Source organism: Allochromatium vinosum DSM 180 (assembly GCF_000025485.1).
GTDB lineage: Bacteria > Pseudomonadota > Gammaproteobacteria > Chromatiales > Chromatiaceae > Thermochromatium > Thermochromatium vinosum.
This window is the reverse complement of record NC_013851.1, coordinates 1,782,903-1,802,457: the sequence shown is the minus strand read 5'-3', so window position 1 is coordinate 1,802,457 and position 19,555 is coordinate 1,782,903. Positions and strand designations below refer to the sequence as shown.

The 19,555-nt window shown below is 63.6% G+C and carries 14 protein-coding genes and 1 tRNA gene; 8 read left to right on the top strand and 7 right to left on the bottom strand.

Features of this window, described 5'->3' with window-relative positions; translation table 11 throughout:
- The 3 genes from ALVIN_RS07675 to ALVIN_RS07665 are packed head-to-tail and all read left to right on the top strand — an operon-like array spanning position 1 to position 2,841.
- Complete coding sequence (locus ALVIN_RS07675; protein ID WP_012970758.1) at positions 1-840, top strand: thymidylate synthase; 840 nt, start codon at positions 1-3, stop codon at positions 838-840.
- 36 nt (positions 841-876) lie between these two features.
- Positions 877-1,893 (top strand): protease SohB, encoded by a 1,017-nt coding sequence (gene sohB / locus ALVIN_RS07670; protein ID WP_012970757.1) that lies wholly within the window; start codon positions 877-879, stop codon positions 1,891-1,893.
- 48 nt (positions 1,894-1,941) lie between these two features.
- Positions 1,942-2,841, top strand: coding sequence for an alpha/beta fold hydrolase (locus tag ALVIN_RS07665; protein ID WP_012970756.1), 900 nt, complete (start codon positions 1,942-1,944; stop codon positions 2,839-2,841).
- Here ALVIN_RS07665 and ALVIN_RS07660 read toward each other — a convergent pair.
- Positions 2,825-3,484: a thiopurine S-methyltransferase gene (locus ALVIN_RS07660; protein WP_012970755.1), complete on the bottom strand. Its 660-nt coding sequence runs from the start codon at positions 3,482-3,484 to the stop codon at positions 2,825-2,827. The genes ALVIN_RS07665 and ALVIN_RS07660 overlap by 17 nt on opposite strands.
- Before the next feature lie 140 nt (positions 3,485-3,624).
- Between ALVIN_RS07660 and ALVIN_RS07655 the strand changes: the two genes are divergently transcribed.
- The 5 genes from ALVIN_RS07655 to ALVIN_RS07635 all read left to right on the top strand — a co-directional run bounded on the left by ALVIN_RS07655 (position 3,625) and on the right by ALVIN_RS07635 (position 8,482).
- Positions 3,625-4,500: an HDOD domain-containing protein gene (locus ALVIN_RS07655; protein ID WP_012970754.1), complete on the top strand. Its 876-nt coding sequence runs from the start codon at positions 3,625-3,627 to the stop codon at positions 4,498-4,500.
- Positions 4,484-6,316, top strand: a complete 1,833-nt coding sequence (uvrC, locus tag ALVIN_RS07650) for an excinuclease ABC subunit UvrC (RefSeq protein ID WP_012970753.1) — start codon at positions 4,484-4,486, stop codon at positions 6,314-6,316. Before ALVIN_RS07655 ends, uvrC begins: the two co-directional genes overlap by 17 nt.
- Before the next feature lie 4 nt (positions 6,317-6,320).
- Positions 6,321-6,905, top strand: coding sequence for a CDP-diacylglycerol--glycerol-3-phosphate 3-phosphatidyltransferase (gene pgsA / locus ALVIN_RS07645; protein WP_012970752.1), 585 nt, complete (start codon positions 6,321-6,323; stop codon positions 6,903-6,905).
- Between the two features lie 55 nt (positions 6,906-6,960).
- A tRNA-Gly gene (locus ALVIN_RS07640) sits at positions 6,961-7,036 on the top strand.
- Between the two features lie 168 nt (positions 7,037-7,204).
- The gene (locus ALVIN_RS07635; protein WP_012970751.1) at positions 7,205-8,482 is read left to right on the top strand and encodes an O-acetylhomoserine aminocarboxypropyltransferase/cysteine synthase family protein; all 1,278 of its coding nucleotides are present in this window, start codon (positions 7,205-7,207) and stop codon (positions 8,480-8,482) included.
- Between the two features lie 172 nt (positions 8,483-8,654).
- On the opposite strand, the gene ALVIN_RS07630 is transcribed toward ALVIN_RS07635, so the two are convergent.
- The 6 genes from ALVIN_RS07630 to ALVIN_RS07605 form a co-directional block, all read right to left on the bottom strand.
- Complete coding sequence (locus tag ALVIN_RS07630) at positions 8,655-9,956, bottom strand: flavohemoglobin expression-modulating QEGLA motif protein (protein WP_012970750.1); 1,302 nt, start codon at positions 9,954-9,956, stop codon at positions 8,655-8,657.
- A 99-nt stretch (positions 9,957-10,055) separates the two neighbouring features.
- Entirely contained in the window at positions 10,056-11,702 is a 1,647-nt protein-coding gene (locus ALVIN_RS07625; protein ID WP_407637034.1) for an ArnT family glycosyltransferase, read from the bottom strand.
- Between the two features lie 143 nt (positions 11,703-11,845).
- Positions 11,846-14,713: a BPTD_3080 family restriction endonuclease gene (locus tag ALVIN_RS07620; protein WP_012970748.1), complete on the bottom strand. Its 2,868-nt coding sequence runs from the start codon at positions 14,711-14,713 to the stop codon at positions 11,846-11,848.
- The gene (locus tag ALVIN_RS07615) at positions 14,706-15,305 is read right to left on the bottom strand and encodes a hypothetical protein (RefSeq protein ID WP_012970747.1); all 600 of its coding nucleotides are present in this window, start codon (positions 15,303-15,305) and stop codon (positions 14,706-14,708) included. The genes ALVIN_RS07620 and ALVIN_RS07615 overlap by 8 nt, the downstream gene beginning before the upstream one ends.
- Positions 15,302-16,465 carry an AAA family ATPase gene (locus tag ALVIN_RS07610; RefSeq protein ID WP_012970746.1) on the bottom strand — a complete coding sequence of 388 codons (1,164 nt, stop codon included), beginning with the start codon at positions 16,463-16,465 and terminating at the stop codon, positions 15,302-15,304. The genes ALVIN_RS07615 and ALVIN_RS07610 overlap by 4 nt, the downstream gene beginning before the upstream one ends.
- Complete coding sequence (locus ALVIN_RS07605; RefSeq protein WP_223295185.1) at positions 16,462-19,377, bottom strand: site-specific DNA-methyltransferase; 2,916 nt, start codon at positions 19,375-19,377, stop codon at positions 16,462-16,464. The genes ALVIN_RS07610 and ALVIN_RS07605 overlap by 4 nt, the downstream gene beginning before the upstream one ends.
- Positions 19,378-19,555 lie beyond the last annotated feature (178 nt).

Genomic DNA, 19,555 nt, shown 5'->3' with positions numbered 1-19,555 from the left:
ATGCAGGTCTATCTGGATCTTCTGCGCGACGTCGTTGCCAACGGCCAGGATCAGGCCGACCGCACGGGCGTCGGGACGCGCGCGGTCTTCGGGCGGCAGGTGCGATTCGACCTGGCGGCGGGCTTTCCGCTGCTGACCACCAAGCGCGTGCATTTCAAGAGCGTGGTCGGCGAGCTGCTGTGGTTCCTGTCCGGTTCGACTGATAACGGCTGGCTGCGTGCACACGGCATCCGCATCTGGGACGAGTGGGCGACGGAGCATGACGCGCTCGGCCCGATCTATGGCGCTCAGTGGCGCGCCTGGCCGGCGCCGGACGGGCGCGCGATCGATCAGCTCGCCGAGCTGGTCGCGACCATCCGCACCCGGCCGCATTCGCGCCGGCTGGTGGTCTCGGCCTGGAATCCGGCCGATCTGCCCGACGAGACCCTGAGTCCACAGGACAATGTACGCGCCGGCCGCATGGCGCTGGCGCCCTGTCACTGTCTGTTCCAGTTCCATGTGGCCAATGGGCGGCTGTCCTGCCAGCTCTATCAGCGCAGTGCCGATCTCTTTCTCGGTGTGCCGTTCAACATCGCCAGCTATGCGCTGCTGACGCACCTGATCGCGCAGCAGTGCGATCTGGAGCCGGGCGAGTTCATCCACACCTTCGGCGATCTGCATCTGTATCGCAACCATCTGACCTCGGAGATCGTCCACGCCCAGCTCGGGCGCGCGCCGCGTCCGCTGCCGCGTCTGGTGCTCAAGCGCCGACCGGAGACGCTGTTCGACTATGGGTTCGAGGACATCGAACTCCAGGGATACGATCCGCATCCGGCGATTCGTGCGCCGATCGCGGTTTGAGCCACGGTCCATTTCACCTCGGAAGGTTCTCTGCCCATGCTGGATGTGTTTCTGGAGTCATCGATCGACTATCTCTTCTTCCTGGCCAAGACCCTGACCCTGCTGACCGGGATCGCGGTGCTGATCGTGCTGGCGTTGCGCGTGCGCTCCAGCGGCGGATTGCAGCGCGAGCAACTGGAGATCACGGATCTCAAGGAGCGTTATCGCTCGCTCAGTTATGCGCTCAAGGAGATCTCGCTGCCGGAGAAGGCGTACAAAGCCTTTCTCAAGCAGGAGCGCAAGCGCGAGAAGGAACGCGAAAAGACCGGCGATCAGGAGCTGCGGCGGCTGTTCATCATCGAGTTCAATGGGGACATTCGCGCCAGTGAGGTCAGCGCGCTGCGAGTGCTGGTGACGACCCTGCTCCAGGAGGCGCGCGCGGGCGATCAGGTGCTGGTGCGGCTCGACAATGCCGGCGGCATGGTCAGCGAGCATGGGCTGGCGGCTTCACAACTGGCGCGGCTGCGTGCCAGGGGCATTCCGCTCACGATCGCCGTCGACAAGGTCGCAGCCAGCGGCGGGTATCTCATGGCCTGTGTCGCCGATCGCATCATTGCCGCGCCCTTTGCCGTCATCGGTTCGATCGGGGTGCTGGCCGAGCTGCCCAACTTCCATCGCGTGCTCGAACGCTATGGCGTGGACTTCGAGCTGCATACGGCCGGTGAGTACAAGCGCACGCTGACGCTCTTTGGCGAGAACACCGACGAGGGGCGTCAGAAGCTGCGCGAGCAGCTGGAAGAGACGCATCGGCTGTTCAAGGCGTTCGTCTCCGAGTACCGGCCCGGTCTGGATCTGGAGCGGGTGGCGACCGGCGAATACTGGCACGGCCGGCGCGCCGTTGAGCTGGGGCTGGTCGACGCCATCCAGACCAGTGACGATTTCATACTGGAGGCGGGGGCCGAGATGGAGCTGCTCAAACTCAAGTACCGGGCGCACAAGAAACCGATCGAGCGGTTGGTGGCGAGTGTGCGCGGGGTGCTGGATCAGGTGCTGGCGGCGGCGTCACGGCTGTAGGTGAGGTTCTCCCAACATTTCGTCTTCCTAGACCGAGGTACCTGACAGATGCATCGCCAACACCCAGGCCAACAGGCACTCCCGGAGGCCATCGCGGCTCCGCGCGCCGACTTCACGACCCGCGACGGCTGGCGCCTGACCTATTACGCCGAACGTCTCCATCCAGGCCGGCCGCTGGTGCTGATCCACAGCATCAACGCCGCGTCCAGTAGCTTCGAGATGCGCCCGCTGTTCGAGCACTATCGTCTCTCGCGCCCGGTCTACAGCCTGGATCTACCCGGCTTCGGCCACTCGGAGCGCCGTGCCGAAGGCTATTCGCCTGCGCTCTATGCGCACGCCATCGCCGACTTCCTCACCCAGGTCGTCGGCGAGCCGGCCGATTTGATCGCGCTCTCGCTGAGCGGCGAGTTCGCCGCCCAGGCGGCGCGGCTGGCGCCGGAGCATCTGACCTCGCTGGTGCTGATCTCGCCGACCGGCTTCGGCGAACAGCCGCTGCCAAGCTCCAGCCCAATCGGGATGCTGATGCAATGGCCCAGGCTCGGCCAGTGGCTCTATGGACTGGTCGCCTCGCGCCCGAGCATCCGTCATTTCCTCGGGCGCTCCTTCGTCGGTGCGGTGCCGGAAGAAATGATCGACTATGCTTGGGCCACCGCGCACCAGCCGGGGGCGCATCACGCACCCCTGACCTTTCTGGCCATGCGCTTGTTCACGCCCGACGCCATCGATCTGCTCTACGACCGGCTCACCGAGCTCCCCGTGCTGGTCATCGCCGACCAGGATCCCTACATCCGCTTCGACCGCCTGCCGAGCTTCGTGGTGCGTCACGATACCTGGCATCGTGTGGCCCTGGAGCCGCACAAGGGGCTGCCCCACTGGGAAAAGCTTACCGAGACGGTCGCGGCGCTCGATGACTTCTGGGCGCATCCGCCCCTCAAACGCGCGGCCTGAGCCAGTGGACGCGCTCGACGAGCGCGGTGAGTCCACGCTGGCGAAAGTTTGGCGACTCGGCCAGGGCGTCGATCTCGGCCAACGGTTCGATGTGATGATCGACGCCGAACAGCCGCTCGATTTCGGGCGGCTGGACCGAGAAGGGCGGACCGCTCATCTGGGCCTGATCGTAGTCGAGTGTGATCAGCAGCCGATCGACCGGACGCGGCAGGATGGCGCGCAGATGCTCGGCATAGCGCACGCGCATCGGCGGCGGCAAGGCGATCAGCGAGGCCCGATCGAAGACGGCGCCCACGTCGTCGAGATGCTCGGGACGCAGGTCGAAGAAATCGCCCTGGAACAGCACCAGCTCGTCGACCTGATAGCGGCGCACCGCCCCTTGCTCGGTGATCCGGGGTTCGAGCCGATGCTCGGCCAGGAATGCTTCGATGCCGAGCCGGCTCAGCTCCACCCCGACGACCCGATGCCCACGGCTGACTAGCCACACCAGATCGAGCGTCTTGCCGCACAGCGGCACGAAGACGCGCGTCTCATGCGCCAGACCCAGCTTGGGCCAATGCTCCTGGAGGTGGGAATTGATCTCGCCGAGATGCCAGCCGGTCTCACGCCGGTCCCAGCGGTCCAACCAGAATTGCGTGTCCAAAAGCCGTACTCCACATTCGAGGACGAAGCGCGCCATGATGCGCTAAAAGTGCGGTGAAATTGTGTCGTTGGGATTCGGGTCCAAACGCGGTTTAATGGTCGTACTCAGGGTTCAGACATCTAGGGGCAATCTCAGCGTTCATGGTCAACTCAGCCGCCTCCAACCATAGCGATCACTATCCACCGCGCTCCGATCTCGAAGCCGCCTTCCAGGTTGTGCGACGCGCGAAGGTGCCACAGGTTCCCGACATCGTTCTGAGTCTGCGCGACGAATTGCACCGCCCCGACCCGGACCTGATCCAAGCCGCCGATCTGGTCGCACGTGATCTGGCCATGACCGGCCAGGTGCTCAAGACCATCAATTCGCCGCTCTTCGCCAGTCGTGCCAAGATCAGCAGCATCCGGCAGGCCGTCACCCTGATCGGACTGCGGCGCCTGACCAATCTGGTGACGGCCGAAGCCTTCAGCCGTCTGCTCGGTGAGCGCGAGGGCGGGGCGCGTCTGATCCTCGACTTCATCCAGGAACAGGCAAGCATCGCATCAGCCGTAGCCTCGCTGGCATCCGAACTGACGCCGGACGAAGCCTATCTGTTCGGTCTGATGCAGGGCGTGGGTTGCCTCATTTTCGCCGATCTGATCGCAGACTACGGCAACGAATGGACGCTCCAGGCGCTGACCGCGCCCCAGGCTCTGATGGACTATGAGCGCCGCGCCCTGGGTACCGATCATGTCACGGTCGGCTTCCTGCTGGCTGGAACCTGGCGTCTGCCCGAGTCCGTGGCCCTGGCGATCTATCATCAACACGACTTCGAGCCGCCCCGTGGCTTCGGTGTCCATCTGCGTGCCCTGATCGCCGTCGCCCGACTCGCGCGCGTGCTGCTGGCGTTGCGGCGCGGCATTGAGGATAACCCGGTGCTGCTCGATCAGCGCGACTGGGGACTCAATGAGCTGGCTGTGACTCCCGAGACCTGGGGGTCTTTCGTCGTGCGTCTCCTGACCGATGACCCGTGCATCTGAAGCGCCCACCGACCCGCGCCGACGGCTGAACGATCTGCCCACCGGCCCCGGTGTCTACCGGATGCTCGACGCCGGTGGAACGGTGCTCTATGTCGGCAAGGCCAAGAATCTCAAGCGCCGGGTCTCCAGCTATTTCGGGCGCACGCTCACGCCGCGTCACGCGCGTCTGGTCAGTCTGATCGCTGACATCGACGTCACCGTCACCCGCACCGAGGGTGAGGCACTACTGCTGGAGAGCCAGCTCATCAAGTCGCTCCAGCCGCGCTTCAATGTGCTGCTGCGCGACGACAAGAGCTATCCCTACATCCAGCTCACCACCCAGGACGACTATCCGCGCCTGACCTTCTACCGCGGCCCGCGTCAGACCGATGGCCGGCTGTTCGGACCCTATCCGAGCGCCTGGGCGGTGCGCGAGACGCTGCAGATCCTGCAAAAGCTGTTTCCGGTGCGCCAGTGCGAGGACGGTTTCTTCCGCCATCGCTCGCGCCCCTGTCTCCAGTATCAGATCAAGCGCTGTAGTGCGCCCTGCGTGGGTCTGGTCACGCCCGAGCAGTACGCCGAGGACGTGGCGCGCACCGCTAAGTTTCTCGACGGACGCGCCGGCGAGGTGATCGATGAGCTGATCGGCGCCATGGAGACGGCCTCGGCGGCGCTGGAATTCGAGCGCGCGGCCCAGTATCGCGACCGCATCCAGGCCCTGCGCCGGGTGCTGGAGCGCCAGTCGGTCATCGGCGAGGACGGTGATCTCGATCTCATCGCCTGTGCGCGCGAGGCCGATGTCTGGTGCGTGCAGGTGTTCGTGGTGCGGCGCGGACGCCACCTCGGCAACACCGCCTTCTTCCCCAAGGCTCCGGCGGACACGGAGGAATCGGCGCTGCTGGCCGGTTTCCTGGCCCAGTTCTATGCCATGCACGAGGTTCCGGACACCCTGATCCTGAGCACGCGACCGGACGAGGCCGAGATCCTGCACGCGGCGCTCGCCGAGCGGGCGGGGCGGACGGTTCGGCTTCAGGTCGATGTGCGTGGCGAGCGCGCCCGCTGGCTGGACATGGCGCGTGACAATGCACGCTTCGCGCTCCAGCAGCGGCTCGGCAGTCAGGCCGGCTATGCGCGGCGGCTGGAGTCGCTGCGCGAGGCGCTGGAACTGGCAGACCGGCCGGAGCGGATGGAATGCTTCGACATCAGTCACACCCAGGGCGAGCACACCGTGGCTTCATGCGTGGTCTTCGACGGCGAGGGCGCGCGCAAGTCCGACTATCGGCGCTTCAACATCACCGGCATCACGCCGGGCGACGACTATGCCGCACTCGATCAGGCGCTGACGCGCCGTTACACGCGCGTGGGGCAGGGCGAATATCCGATCCCGGATCTGATCCTGATCGACGGTGGACGCGGTCAGCTCGCCGCCGTCGACGAGGCGCTCCAGGAACTGGGTCTGCATGGCCTGAATCTGGTCGGCGTCTCCAAGGGGCCGGATCGACGCCCAGGCGCCGAGCGCCTTTGGTTGTTGGGCCGGGAGGTGCCCGTTATACTGCCGAGCGACTCGCCGGCCATGCACCTGATCCAGCAGATCCGCGACGAGGCCCACCGCTTCGCGATCACCGGCCATCGTCAGCGTCGCGCCAAGGCGCGCGCGACCTCGGCGCTGGAGGACATCCCCGGACTCGGCCCCAAACGCCGTCAGCGTCTGCTCAAACACTTCGGCGGACTGCGCGGTCTGGAGCGCGCCGGGATCGACGACATCGCCGGAGTCGAGGGCATCAGCCGCCCGCTGGCCCAGCGCATTCACGCCGCCTTCCATCGAGACCAAGCCTGACATCATGTGGAACCTGCCGAACATCTTGACGCTGCTGCGGATCGCGCTGATCCCGGTGTTCGTCGTCGTCTTCTATCTCGACTCGGTCTGGGCGCCCTATGCGGCGGCGGCCGTCTTCGGCGCGGCGGCCCTGACCGACTGGCTCGACGGCTATCTGGCGCGCAAATGGGATCAGACCTCGCCGCTCGGCGCCTTTCTCGATCCGGTCGCCGACAAGCTGATGGTGGCCGTGGCGCTGGTGGTGCTGTTGCAGGCCGATCCGCGGATACTGATCGCCTTGCCGGTGATCGTCATCATCGGGCGCGAGATCACGGTCTCGGCGTTGCGCGAGTGGATGGCCGAGATCGGCGCGCGCGCGGCGGTGGCCGTCTCGGCGCTCGGCAAGATCAAGACCACGGCCCAGATGATCTCGATCGTGATCCTGATCCTGCGCGACTCGGTGTTCGGTCCCTGGACCTATGGATTGGGCGTGGTGCTGCTCTATGTCGCGGCCCTTCTCACGCTCTGGTCGATGGTGCTATACTTAGTTTCCGCTTGGCCCAGCCTGTCGGGGCGAGCGGATCAGTCGAACAAACGTCAGCCAAAATAAATTTAAAAATAAGCTTGACGGACTGAAAAAATCGCCTATAATGGGCGTCTCTTCAGCGGGAATAGCTCAGTTGGTAGAGCACAACCTTGCCAAGGTTGGGGTCGCGAGTTCGAGTCTCGTTTCCCGCTCCAAATTCGCAGTTGATGAAAGGCCAAGCTTTATCGAGCTTGGCCTTTTTCATTTTGCCCAGGTAGGGCACTCGTACAAACGAACATCTATAATCCTTGGCCCAACAACGAGAAGCACGGCGGTTCGCGCAAGCCAGCCGCTGCTGACTCCAAACGCCCCAAGGAGCATCCATGAAGATCGAAACCCTGGCCATCCATGCCGGTTTTGAGCCTGATCCAGCCACCAAATCGGTGGCGACACCCATCTATCAGACCACCAGCTATGCGTTCGACGATACCCAGCATGGCGCGGATCTGTTCGATCTCAAAGTGGCGGGCAACATCTACACCCGCATCATGAACCCGACCAGCGACGTATTGGAAAAGCGCGTCTCGGCTCTTGAAGGGGGTGTCGGCGCTCTGGCGTTGGCCTCGGGCATGGCGGCCGTGACCAATTCCATCCTGACCCTGGCCCAGGCGGGGGACAATATCATCGCGGTGTCGACACTCTATGGCGGCAGCTACAATCTTTTTGCGCATACCTTGCCGCGTCTGGGAATCCAGGTCCGTTTCGCCGCACCCAACGACATCGAGGGCATGGCGGCCCAGATCGATGCGCGCACCAAGGCCGTCTTCTGCGAATCCATCGGCAATCCTGCCGGAAACGTCGCCGATATCGCACCGATGGCCGATATGGCGCATGCGCATGGCGTGCCGCTGATCGTCGACAATACAGTGCCCACGCCTTATCTGTGCCGGCCGTTCGAGCACGGAGCCGATATCGTGGTTCATGCGCTCACCAAGTACATGGGCGGGCACGGAACCACCATCGGCGGCGCCCTGGTCGACTCGGGACGCTTTCCCTGGGCCGAACACGCCGAGCGGTTTTCGCTGCTCAACGAGCCGGACATCTCGTATCACGGCGTGGTCTATACCGAGACGATGGGGGAGGCCGCCTATATCGCGCGTGCCCGTGTCGTACCGCTGCGCAACATGGGCGCGGCCATCTCGCCGTTCAACAGCTTCCTGATCCTTCAGGGCATCGAGACGTTGCCGGTGCGCATGGATCGACATTGCGAGAACGCCATCGCTGTCGCCAATTACCTCCAAGACCATCCCAAGGTCGCCTGGGTGCGTTACGCCGGGCTGCCGGACAGCCCGGATTATCCGCTGGTCCAGAGATACATGGATGGCGCCAGGGCAAGTTCGATCCTGTCGTTCGGCATCAAGGGCGGACGCGAAACCGGGGGGCGCTTCATCGATGCGCTCAAACTTACCGTGCGGCTGGTCAATATCGGCGATGCCAAGACATTGGCCTGTCATCCGGCGACGACGACGCATCGTCAGTTGTCGCCCGAGGAGCTGAAGCGCGCCGGCGTCTCCGAGGATTTGATTCGACTCTCGATCGGTATCGAGCATATCGACGATATCATCGAAGATCTGGATCAGGCGCTCGCGGCGGCGGGGTGAGGCGCGCGGTGTTTAAAGCAGGAGGCTAGAGTGGAGCGGGAATGGAATCCCGACGTACAGCCGCCTTAACTCTTCACTTTACATAATATACATTATCCGAACTTACCAAGACGCCTGAATCGGCCGCCACGCCACCCAAGGCCGTGGCCAAGTTGGCCGTCGATCCCACGCATCAGTCCGTCAGCCCATCATCGGCAGGCATGCGCACAACCGGGGCGCTGTCTAGCAATTTGCGCGCCACATCAACGATCGATTCCAGACTCACACGACTCGTAAAGACCGAGAAAGTCAGCATGGCCAACAGATAGCGCGGATCGCTGATCCACGGCGGCAGAAAGCGCGGCGGACGGCACAGACCCAGCGCATAGAGCTCGCACAGCGCGGGGATGTCGAACAGATCGAGCTTGCCGCAGAACAGCAGATGGAGACAGTCGGCGCGTCCGGCCGCGAAACCGGCACGGATGAAGTTGTCGACCTGGAGCAACCCCAGCAGATAGACCAGATCCTTGGTAAAGGGCGCGCCACCCGTGATGACGCCACCGCGAAAGACCCGCCGCGCGTTTTCGAACGACTGATCCGGGTCGTCGGTGCGCTCCAGGAAATAGCGATAGACCTCCAGGAAATCCGCCCCCTCGATCGCCATCTGGATCGCCAGCACCCGATCGGCCAGGCGACGCAGGCGGTCGAGCTCGATCGAGCCGCTGATGACCTCCGCGAAGACGGCCAGTCCCTCCTGGGTGCGCGTGGTGCCCGGATGCCCGGCCGCCAGCAACGGCAGGTCAGTCTGAGCCTGACCGTTGAGCGAGGTGGCAACGTGGATATAGGCCTCGTGATGCAGGAGCTGGATGAGGTCGCGGTCGGTGAAGCGCGCCCCCTGTCGAATGCGGATGGCGCGCGAGGTCGCGAGCGCATTGGCCGAGAGCCGGTCGACCAGCTCGATGGCCGGCGCTTGATCTCCGAAGTGGGCTCTGACGGCCTGCCCCAGACTCTGGGCGACCTCCTCGGCCGTGTGATAGCTCGGCGGCGCCGTGTTGAGCGCGATGTGGTCCAGATTGCGGATGGTGTCGAGCACGCTCTGCGCCAGATCGAGCGGCGTGATGGGGACATAGCGTAGGGGTGCGGTCGGCTCGCCATAGAGCTGGCGACCGTACTCGAAGAATCCTGACGTACCGACTGCCGCCAGCATCCGTGCGCTCAGTTCGATGGCATTGGCCTGACGGTCGAGCCAGAGATCGATGGTCGTGACCGGCACGATCTGGCGCCGTGCCTCGCGCACGGCTTCGATCGTCGGTGCGGGATCGAAGGCGGCGTAGGTCACATTGGGCAGTTCGCGCCCTCCCTGGGCCAGAAAGGTCTCCTTCACTTCCGGCGCCCAGGCAACCGTTCGCAGGATACGCAGTGGCCGGCATGCTCCGTGCAACACGCGATTGACGGCACGGATGCGCTCCTGCTCACGTTCGGTCGCGTTCGTCATCTCATGGCTCCGGTCTGCGGTCTACGCGGATTGATCGGTCCCCTACTCTTTCCGGCGCGGCGAGTCACCGGCCTGACGCGCCATCGACCCGATCCGCCATCAAGCGCCCGGCCGCGCTCGCAGCAGGGCCACATGTCCGCGATGGTAAACCAGCTCCAGATCCAGCTCGGGATGCTCACGTGTCAGATGTTCGAGTTTGTCGACGCGCAGGAACACCAGCTCGCCCGGTTGCGGCGCGCGATTGGGCGTGATCGCCTCGCGATAGACACTGAAGCTTGGCATCGAGGTGCGATAGACCACGGTCGGCAACTGTGTCTGCTTGGCGATCAACGCCGCCTCCTTCACCGGCGCCTGGAGCGTGTCGAGTACGCGCGGCGCCACCTCGCCATAGACCACCAGCGTCTGCACCAGCCCCACCAGCACCAGCCGCCGCCACAGCGGCGGACTCGACCAGCGCAGCATCAGAGCCGTCAGCAGCAGCCCACCCAGGGCGGCGATGCCGTATTCGAGTGTGATCGCGTGCCGCGCCTCCTCGAACAGAATGACGTCATAGGGCCGGCTGGACACCACCATGGCGACATCCAGGACGAACGGCAGAACCAGCAGCAACCCGAAGAACACCAGCGGCGGTACGAACGCCAGCCAGCGATTGGTCAGCGCCTCGCGATGGCGCGCCATGAGGATGAACAGCGGCGTGGCGCCATAGAGCAGATAGTGCGGAAGCTGCGTCCCGGAGAACGAGAAGAAGACCAGCACCACCAGGAACCAGATCCAGAGGAAACGATCGAGTGGATCGAGCCAGGCCGAGCGGTAGCGCTTGAACAGACTCAGCATCCAGCCGGTGAACGGCAGCAGGATGACCGGCAGCATGACCAGGTAATAGCCGGGGAAGCCGCCGTGATCGTGCATGGCTCCCTCGAAGCGACCGAGGTTGTGCTGTAGGAAGAAACTCTTGAAGAATCCGGCGCCGTCGTCGAGATAGATGGCCAGATACCAGGGACCGGCCACCAGCAGAAAGATCAACCAGCCGAGCGGATAGACGGCGGCGCGCAGCCAGTACCAGAGCGCCAGCGCACTGGCTTTCGACCAGCGGAGGCTCGACAGCACGAACAGCAGGCTGACGACCACAGGGAAGAAGACCGCGACCGGCCCCTTGGTCAGAAAACCGAGTCCCATCCACAGATAGGCGCGCCGTACGAAGCGCCGGCCGGATTTGAAGTCGAGCGCCTGCCAGTAGCGATAGATCTCGAAAAACGTCAGCGCGATGAAGAGGTTGAGCAAGGCATCGGCCACCGCCGCCTTGCCGATCAGCGACACTTGGAGACTGAGCGCCAGCGCCAGCCCGGCCACGGTCGCCGTCGGCGCATCCAGACGCTCACGCACGAAGAACCACAGCGCCAGCACCCAGACGCTTGCGGCCAGCGCCGAAGGCAGGCGCAACCCGAATTCGTCGAAGCCGACCGTCTGGGTCGAGGCGGCCTGGAGCCAGTAGATGAGCACCGGCTTGTCGTAGCGCGGCTCGCCGTCGCGGTGCGGCGTGATGTAGTTGCCGCTGGCGAGCATCTCGCGCGTGGCTTCGGTGAAGGCGCCCTCGTCGAGATCGTAGAGCGGCATCGCGCCCAGTTGCCAGAAGAAGCTCAGGACCACCACCAGGGCCAGCAGTGCGGGCGAGGTCATCACCCGTCGCATCGCGCCACGCCAGCCATTGGGCGCGGCGTCCTTCATCGGGAGCGCATCTGTATTCATGATCTTGTGCGAGAGATCCAGGCGCTTCACGGCCTGGTGGGAGAGCAAACCGCATCAAGCACGGCTCGGCTGCCCGTCTCGCGTCCTCCGTTCAGGTTGGTTGATGGAAAAGAATTCCAGGCCGATGATCGACCATCAGCCGGTCATTCGCCAAGCGGTTCGCTCGATGTCGCCATCCGGGCGTGATGCGAGATCACATCGTCCAGCCGCGCCGGCTCGGCTTTGACCACATCCCAGCACCAGACGCCGAACCCGCCGCGCGCATTGACCGCGCGCACCCAGGCGTCGAGCGCCATCCGCTTGGCGCGGTTCTGCTCCGAGTCCTCGCCCTTGATCTCGACGATCAAATTTTTGCCGTTGGCCAGCCGGATCACGAAGTCCGGCAGGAAGCGTCGCTTGCTGCCGCGCCACAGATAGAGGATCTGGAGTCCCAGATGATCGTTCTTGGCATAGGCGACGACCTCGGCGCGTTGTTCCAGCCGGGTGACGCTGTAGTGCTCCCAAGTGCTGTCGACGACGGCATGACTGATCTGGGATTTGATCGTCTCCAGACACGGCTTGGTCGTATACCAGGTGCGCATCCGACGGGTCGAGCCGATGGGTAGTTCGGGATCGAACACCGGCTCCAGACGCTCGCTGTTCTGCTGCTGGATCTGTGCGGCGACGTGACCGACGAGAGTATCGATTGACAGCGCGAACAGGATGCGCTTACGGGACGGTTCTTGGTGGAACAGCGACGGGATCTCAAGTCGGTCGGAGTCGAAGAACTGCTCGACCAGCCGCACCAGTTGCTGAATGAGCACGTCACGCCCACCGCGCCAGCCGTGCTCAATGGCGCCCAGCGCCTTGCGCGCGGCGAGGAACAGCAGGCGTTGCAGCCGGAATTCCTCGGGCAGCCGTTCCAGGTCGATGGACACCGCCTTGGACAGATCGGCCGCGCCGCCCAGAGCCGGTGCCAGTTCGGCACTGACATGGAGCCGGGCCGGGTCGAGCTTGAGCGGCGGCATCTGCGACCAGTCCACGACCAGCTCAGGACGGACCACGGTATCGACGCGCACCACGTTCGGCCAGACGATCTCCAGCTCGGCGCGCTCGGCGATGGACTCGACCTGAGTGCTGGGTTTCGGCGGCGGCGGTGGATCGCCGCCGTCACCCGTGTCGCCGAAAAAGGGAAGCGGCACCCCAAAAACGTTCACATACTCGGGCTTGAACAGCCAACGCTCCTGGCCGTCCGGACACACGACCCGCTCGGTATCGTGCGACACCCGACGCAGGCCGCGCCCGATGACCTGCTCGCACAGCAACTGACTGCTGAAGGCGCGCAGTCCCAGGATGTGGGTGATGTTCTTGGCGTCCCAGCCTTCCGAGAGCATGGCGACCGAGATGACGTTCTGAACGCCCTGCCCCGCCGTGCCGCGCTTGCCGACGTTGTCGACGATGGCGCGCAGCAGCTCCTCCTTTTTCAGCGCGCGCAGCGAGGCTTTGCGTGTCTCGGGAATCGGAGCGGCGTCCAGGATCGCGTGCAGTCGCGCCTCATACGCCTTGTCGGCGCCGGCACTCTCGCCGCGCTCGGCCTTGTCCAGTACCTTGGAATCGACGCGCAGCGTGCGTTCGGGAGCGTGCAGTTCCGGCCAGTAGGCATCGCCGGAGCAGAAATAGTGCTCGATGCGCGCAGCGGTCTCCACGCGGTTGCACACCGTCAGCATTGCCGGCGGCGTGACATGCCCTTCGGCTCGCCAGCGCTCCGATGTTTCGCGCCAGTCGGCCCCCAGCAGGGTGTAAGCCTCCTGAACCAGTTGCGGCAAGGCTTCCTGCGGTTCGGCGCCACGGCGGTTCAGATCCTCGGCCACCTCGGGTTCACGATAGAGATGGTAGAGCTTGGAGCGGTAGGTCTGGGCGTTGGGCAGGGCGTCGTCGCGGATGACCACGCGCGGGGTCTTGACCAGACCGGCCTCGATGGCGTCATAGAGTCCGAAGTCCGAGACTACCCAGTCGAACAGTCCAGCCTCGGTATTGGTCTTGCCGGTTGGGGCAAAGGGCGTGGCCGAGAGATCGAAACAGCGTCCGATGCGCCGTTGTCCGTGGATGCGGTCCAACCCCTCGATCCAGCGCGTGGCCTCATCGAGATCCAGCCCCAGTGCGTCGGCCTCCTTGCGGCTGACCTTGAGTTCGGCCGGTTTGCGATAGGCGTGGTGGGCCTCGTCGTTGATGACGACCAGATCGCGGCAGTCGGCCAGCGGTCCGAGCACGCGCTTGACGAAAGCAACGTCGCTTTCCGCGCCCTTCTTGACCACCGAGCGCTCCTGGGACTTGAGCGGCATCAGGTTGTGCCAGTTCTCGATTGCCAGCTCGACCCGGTTGAGCTTCTGACGCAGGGCTTCGTTCGGGCAGAGCGCGAAGGCGTCGTAATAATTGTCGGGATGACCGGGGCGCAACACCTGGAGCCGTTCCTTGACCGTCAGCCCCGGCGTGACGATGAAGACCGCATGCGAGAAGTCGCGCCGGCGCTTGGGATAGGTCAGGGCATTGAGCACCTGCCAGACGATGATCATGGCCATCACGGTCGTCTTGCCGGTGCCGGTGGCCATCTTGTTGCACAGCCGTTCCCAGGGGCCGCCATCGCCAGGAATGGCCAGCCCCTGTTTGAACTCGGCGGCGGCCTCGACGTGCCAGATCAGGGTTTCGATGGCTTCGAGCTGGCAGAAGTAGAGCGCATTCGAGCGGCTGGAGTCGGGATCGCGCCAGTGTTCGAGCAGTTGGCGTGTGATGGCGGTCACGCCTGGATAGTCCGCCGCACGCCAGTTGTCCAGGCGCTCGCGGATACGGTTGACCAGCTCCAGATCGACCGTGCGCACGGTGTTGTTGCGGGTGTCGAAGATTTCGTAACCGGCGGAGCGACGGCCCGCGATCAGCTCCAGCCGGCTGTCGCCGGCGCGACGCCAGTGGTGTGTCGGGCGCTCGAAGGGGGAGTTGATGATGAGTGAGGGTCTGGCGTCGGTCGCTTCAGCCATGATCGGCTCCAAGGGTTTCCAGGCGCCTGAGCGCACGCGCCAGACTCGGCGAGCGTTGCGCCGCGTGACGCGCATTCCAGTGCTGGTGCACGAAAGCGCACAGATGCAGGTTGTAACCCGATCCCGGTTTGCTCGGGTCGTCGGGTGAGACCATTTCCTGCCGTAGCAAGCGCTTTTTGGAGCGGCGCACCAGGGTGAGGATCAGCCGTTTGGGATCGGATTCTTCATCCGGTGCTTGAGGCAGCTTGTTCAGCGGCACAGCGAGTGCCTCGGCGAATCCCTCGCGGTCAGCCAACACCCAGCTTTCGGCCTCGCGGACGGCCAAGCGCAATACCAGGCGTGCGTCCGGACGCGGCAGCCATTGGCTCAGCAGTTCCGCGACGCAGCGACCGTCAGTATCAGCGATGCACAGCACCGGCTGAACATGCCGCGCCTGTTCGAGATAGCGTGGCAGCGCCGCAGCCAGCTTGGTGACACCCTTGGTATCGATCGGCGTTTGGGCCAACTGCCAGCCTTGGAGACAGGTCGAGACCAGACGCTCACCGAGCGCGCAGCAGAGCGCGTCCTCGCCCACGACAAGCACTCGCCTCATCCGAACAATCCCAATTGCTCCAGTCCGGCCGGACTCGTTTTGGGTAACAGCACTTCGGCGGCGTTGAGTTCATGATCCATGGCACGCCGCTCATCACTATCAGGCTGGCGCACGGTTGAGCCGGCGCTCCCTGCCTCGATCAGCAGGAGACTGTCGGCATCGGTGATCTTGGACAGCAACATTTCGCTGTGCGTACTGATGAACACCTGAACCGTCGACTGGCGTTTTTTGCGGTCGCGCAGGACGCGGTCGATCAAGAGCGGGATGTGCTGGACGATGCCATCGTTCAACGACAGCTCAGGTTCTTCCAGCAGCAACAGTCCTTCACTCTCCAGCAAGGCCCAGAGCAGACCGATCAGGCGCAGGGTGCCATCGGATAGCTGATCCTCCTGCTGCCAGGCGCCGTGCGGACGCCAATGTTTGAAGTTGGCTTCCAGATGCCAGAGTCCTGTCACCTTGTCCTGCTCGAAGCGCAACTCGGAGAACAGCGGCACGGCTTGCCCCAAGGCGCGCTCGATGCGTTTCAGGCGTGCGTCGCGGGTACGTTTCGCCGTCTTGGCGATACGCTGCATCAATCCCTGGCCGAAGGGATCGTTTTCGAGTACGCGGTTACTGATCTCGCCACCGTATTTGAGTAGCTGCGGAACCAGATGCAGATAGGTGGTCGCGGCGAAGAACTCGACGATGGCACGAAATCCGGCGTTGTTGTTGATCTGCTCCAGGTGCGTCTGGGTCAGGCGTTCCGGATCTGTTCGATCGGAGTCATCAGGCCGGCTCAGGATGAGTTCACCGTTATGTTCCACGCGCTCTTCGGTCACGATTGCCCGTTGCGCGGGCTTGCCATCGGAGTTGAACGCAAGGTGATAGACCCAGACTGGCGCGTCATCCTGACTGGATTCGGACAGTTCGACCTCGATGCGCAGCTCGGAATCCTTGCGCGCGTGCAGACTACGCAACTTGCCGAGTCCGCCCCGTTCCTTGACGGCTTTCTGTAAACCACCGCCATCGGCTTGAGCCAGGGCGCGCAGAAAGCGAAAGACGTCGAGCAGATTCGATTTGCCGGCCGCATTGGCGCCGATGACATAGGCGCGCGGCCCGAGCGGTACATCGACCTCGCGGAAATTACGCCAGTTTTTGAGCTTGAGTCGGGTCACGATCATCGCGGCGTCTCCAGATTCACGACCTTCAACGACTCGATCCCGCGATCGTCGATGATCTTGACCGCGATGCGGCGGTGCTCGCCCGCTGTGAAGGGCAGACTGACGGTGCCGTGGAAGGTGCGCAGGCGGGTTTCGTCGAGTTCGGCGCGGAGGTTCTTTTTGAGCTTGTCCCAGCCCTCGCCCTTGCCGGCCATGGGGAAGAACACCTGACGCGGAAACAGGCTGCGTTCGTCGTAGTCGGTATCCAGCGACCAGAGGGCGATGCGGCGCTTGCCGCCGGAGATGAGTTCGCCCTTGGCGGTGTCGAAATAGTCGAAGCCGTGCACTTCGACCTCGAAGCGTCCGTCGGCGCGGTGGCGGACTTCGATGTCCGGCTGGCCCATGAGCCAGAAGCTCTGATTGCTGGCGCGGGCTTTTTTCAGATCCTCGGTCAGCAGGTCGGTGTTCATCTGCGCTTTGAGCGCGGTGATGCCTTTGATGGCGTCGATGTCTTTGGCGGCTTCGGGGTCGAAGGTGAAGGCGCAGAAGACGATCAGCTTGGGCAGCGGAAAGAGGTTACCGGCCTCGTTGAGGGCGTTGCTGACCTGGCGTTGTTCGAGGGCGGCGTGTTCGGGGCCGAAGCTGACGACGATGCGTTCGCCGCTGTCGAGATGGCCGCTGGCGTGCAGGCTGGCGCAGTCGGCCAGGGGTTCGAGGTCGGCGAAGCGCAGCATTTGGCCGCCCTTGCCACGAATGCCGGTCTTGAGCAGTTCATCGCGCCACTGGTGCTGGCGGCCGCTCTCGCCGGTGCGGGCGATGCTGTCGTCGGCTTCGTCCGGGCCGCCGGCCTGGTCGAGTGCTTTGACGCTCGGGAAGGGAACGGCTTCGACCGTGAAGGGGCCGGTGATGCGGAGTTTGTTTTTGGTGATGGCGGGTTGGTCGTAGAGCGTTTCCTGATCGGCCTGGGCGGCGATGCTGCGGTCCATCTGGCGTTGCATGGACTGGCGGGCGCTGTGGAAGGCGTCGAAGGCAGCGGTGAGCGTGGCGTCGGGTTCGGCGTCGGCGCCGAGCAGGTCTGTGAGTTCGAAGGGGACTTCCCATTCGAGCAGTGCGCCGGTTGGGGCCGGTTCGCCGCTGGGCAGGGGCATGGTGTCGTTGAGCGGGGCGCTGAAGTCGACGGTGAAGCCCTGGCGTCCGCCGGTGCGGACTTTGAAGGGTGGCGCGGGGTGGGCGCGCAGGGCGGCGTTGAGATCGGCCAGGGTCTGCTCGATGACGGGATGCAGGCGCTCGTAGATGGCGTCGATCTCGGGGTTGTTGGCGATGGATTTGAGGGTGACGTGGGGCACGGTTTTGTAGATGAAACCGCCCTTGAGTCCTTCGTGTGGGTATTTGAGTTCGTAATAGTCGAAGCTCGCGGTCATCAGGCGCTGTTTGGCGAGCGTGATGGCGACGCGCGAGGTGTCGCAGGTGATCCAGCGGCGGCCCCATTTCTCGGCGACAGTGGCGGTCGTGCCGCTACCGCAGGTTGGGTCGAGGACTAGATCGCCGGGATCGGTGGTCATCAATAGGCAGCGTTCGATAATACGCTCTGCCGTTTGGACAACGTACATCAGCTCCTTGCCAATCTGCATAGACTCCCAGTGATCATCGATAGGTACTACTGGAAAATCATCGAGAAAACGCTTGTAACTTACAGTGCTGGTACCGTCCTTAATTCGGCCAGACTTATCAAGTCGGCGCAGCCAATCGACAGTGGTTTTCCAATGCGAGGTCGTCTTTGGTTTAAACTCCCGCCCTCTAAATGAAAACGTCGTGTCGCCTGATGACTGCCCGTCCGAGATAAGGCTCGTGTATCGAAATTGGTTGCCTGCAGGAATTGCAGACTCTCCGAATAGCTCGCGACGAGATAAGCGCCGTTCAATCCCGCTCGGCAAGCGAATAAAATCATAGCGAGTAAATGATTTGTCACCCGCAACCCGCTCTAAGTAAATTTGGCGATATTTGACCTGAGACTTGTCTTTTGCATACCAAATTAAAAAATCGACGGTGCAGGCGAGAAGGCTGCCTTCTTGGCTGCCAGTTTTCTGAACTTGTATGACTGAACAAAAGTTTCGAACCCCAAAAACTTCATCCATAATTTCACGCACATGATGCAGATTCTCATCCGAAATCTGCACGAATACGCTCCCCGACTCATGCAGTAGCTCGCGCGCCAGCAGCAGCCGATCCCGCAGATAGGTCAGATAGGAATGAATGCCCAACTCCCAGGTATCCCGAAACGCCTTGATCATCTCGGGTTCCTGCGTCAGATCGGCGTCATTGCGGTCCTTGACATCGCGCTTGCCGACGAACGGCTGGAAATTCGAGCCGTACTTGATCCCATACGGCGGATCGATATAGATCATCTGCACCCGACCGGCCAGACTCTCCTTCTGGATCAGACTGTTCATCACCAGCAGACTATCGCCCGCGATCAGCCGATTGGCCCAACCGCGCTCGTGACGATAGAAATCGATGGCATCGCGCAGCGGCAGATTCTCAAAAGGCGCCTCGAACAGACCGGCTTGACGCCACGGCTCATCGCCCTTGGAACGCCCCTCCCCCTTCATCGCCTTGCGCACCGCCGACAGAATGCTCATCGGATCGATGCGCTCATGCACATGCAGACTCACCAGATCCAGCTCGAAACTGGTCCGCTCGGCCTTCCCCGCCCAAGCGAGATACGGCGACTGCAACCGCTTCAGCTCCTCCAGCGCCTCGCGCATCCGCTCCGGATCGCCGCTCTCCAGCGCCGCATCGATCAACGCCTCGATCTGCGCGCGCGATGGATCGAAACGCAACTCCGGATCGAGATGCGGATCATAGGCCCAGCGCGTGCGGCCCGCGTCCGGATCGGTAGCCGGCGTCACCATGCCGACCTCGGGATTGTTCACCCGCCGATCGGCATGGCGATAACTGAGGATCTGCGACCCCTCGTCGCGACTCGGCTTGGGCGGCTGCTTTCGCCGCGACTTGGGTGCCGGCGCGCTCGGCGCTGACACCGGAGCCGTCGTGTTCTGAAGCGCAAAGCGATCGACGGCATCAGCCAGGTCGACGGACGCTTGATCGCGC

Excerpts from the sequence above, each read along its gene's own strand:
- ALVIN_RS07675 (WP_012970758.1), top strand. The coding sequence starts at position 1 with ATGCAGGTCTATCTGGATCTTCTGCGCGACGTCGTTGCCAACGGCCAG.
- ALVIN_RS07615 (WP_012970747.1), bottom strand. The coding sequence starts at position 15,305 with ATGAGGCGAGTGCTTGTCGTGGGCGAGGACGCGCTCTGCTGCGCGCTC.
- pgsA (WP_012970752.1), top strand. The coding sequence starts at position 6,321 with ATGTGGAACCTGCCGAACATCTTGACGCTGCTGCGGATCGCGCTGATC.
- ALVIN_RS07620 (WP_012970748.1), bottom strand. The coding sequence starts at position 14,713 with ATGGCTGAAGCGACCGACGCCAGACCCTCACTCATCATCAACTCCCCC.
- ALVIN_RS07625 (WP_407637034.1), bottom strand. The coding sequence starts at position 11,702 with ATGAATACAGATGCGCTCCCGATGAAGGACGCCGCGCCCAATGGCTGG.
- ALVIN_RS07630 (WP_012970750.1), bottom strand. The coding sequence starts at position 9,956 with ATGACGAACGCGACCGAACGTGAGCAGGAGCGCATCCGTGCCGTCAAT.
- ALVIN_RS07665 (WP_012970756.1), top strand. The coding sequence starts at position 1,942 with ATGCATCGCCAACACCCAGGCCAACAGGCACTCCCGGAGGCCATCGCG.
- ALVIN_RS07655 (WP_012970754.1), top strand. The coding sequence starts at position 3,625 with ATGGTCAACTCAGCCGCCTCCAACCATAGCGATCACTATCCACCGCGC.
- uvrC (WP_012970753.1), top strand. The coding sequence starts at position 4,484 with ATGACCCGTGCATCTGAAGCGCCCACCGACCCGCGCCGACGGCTGAAC.
- ALVIN_RS07635 (WP_012970751.1), top strand. The coding sequence starts at position 7,205 with ATGAAGATCGAAACCCTGGCCATCCATGCCGGTTTTGAGCCTGATCCA.
- ALVIN_RS07610 (WP_012970746.1), bottom strand. The coding sequence starts at position 16,465 with ATGATCGTGACCCGACTCAAGCTCAAAAACTGGCGTAATTTCCGCGAG.
- sohB (WP_012970757.1), top strand. The coding sequence starts at position 877 with ATGCTGGATGTGTTTCTGGAGTCATCGATCGACTATCTCTTCTTCCTG.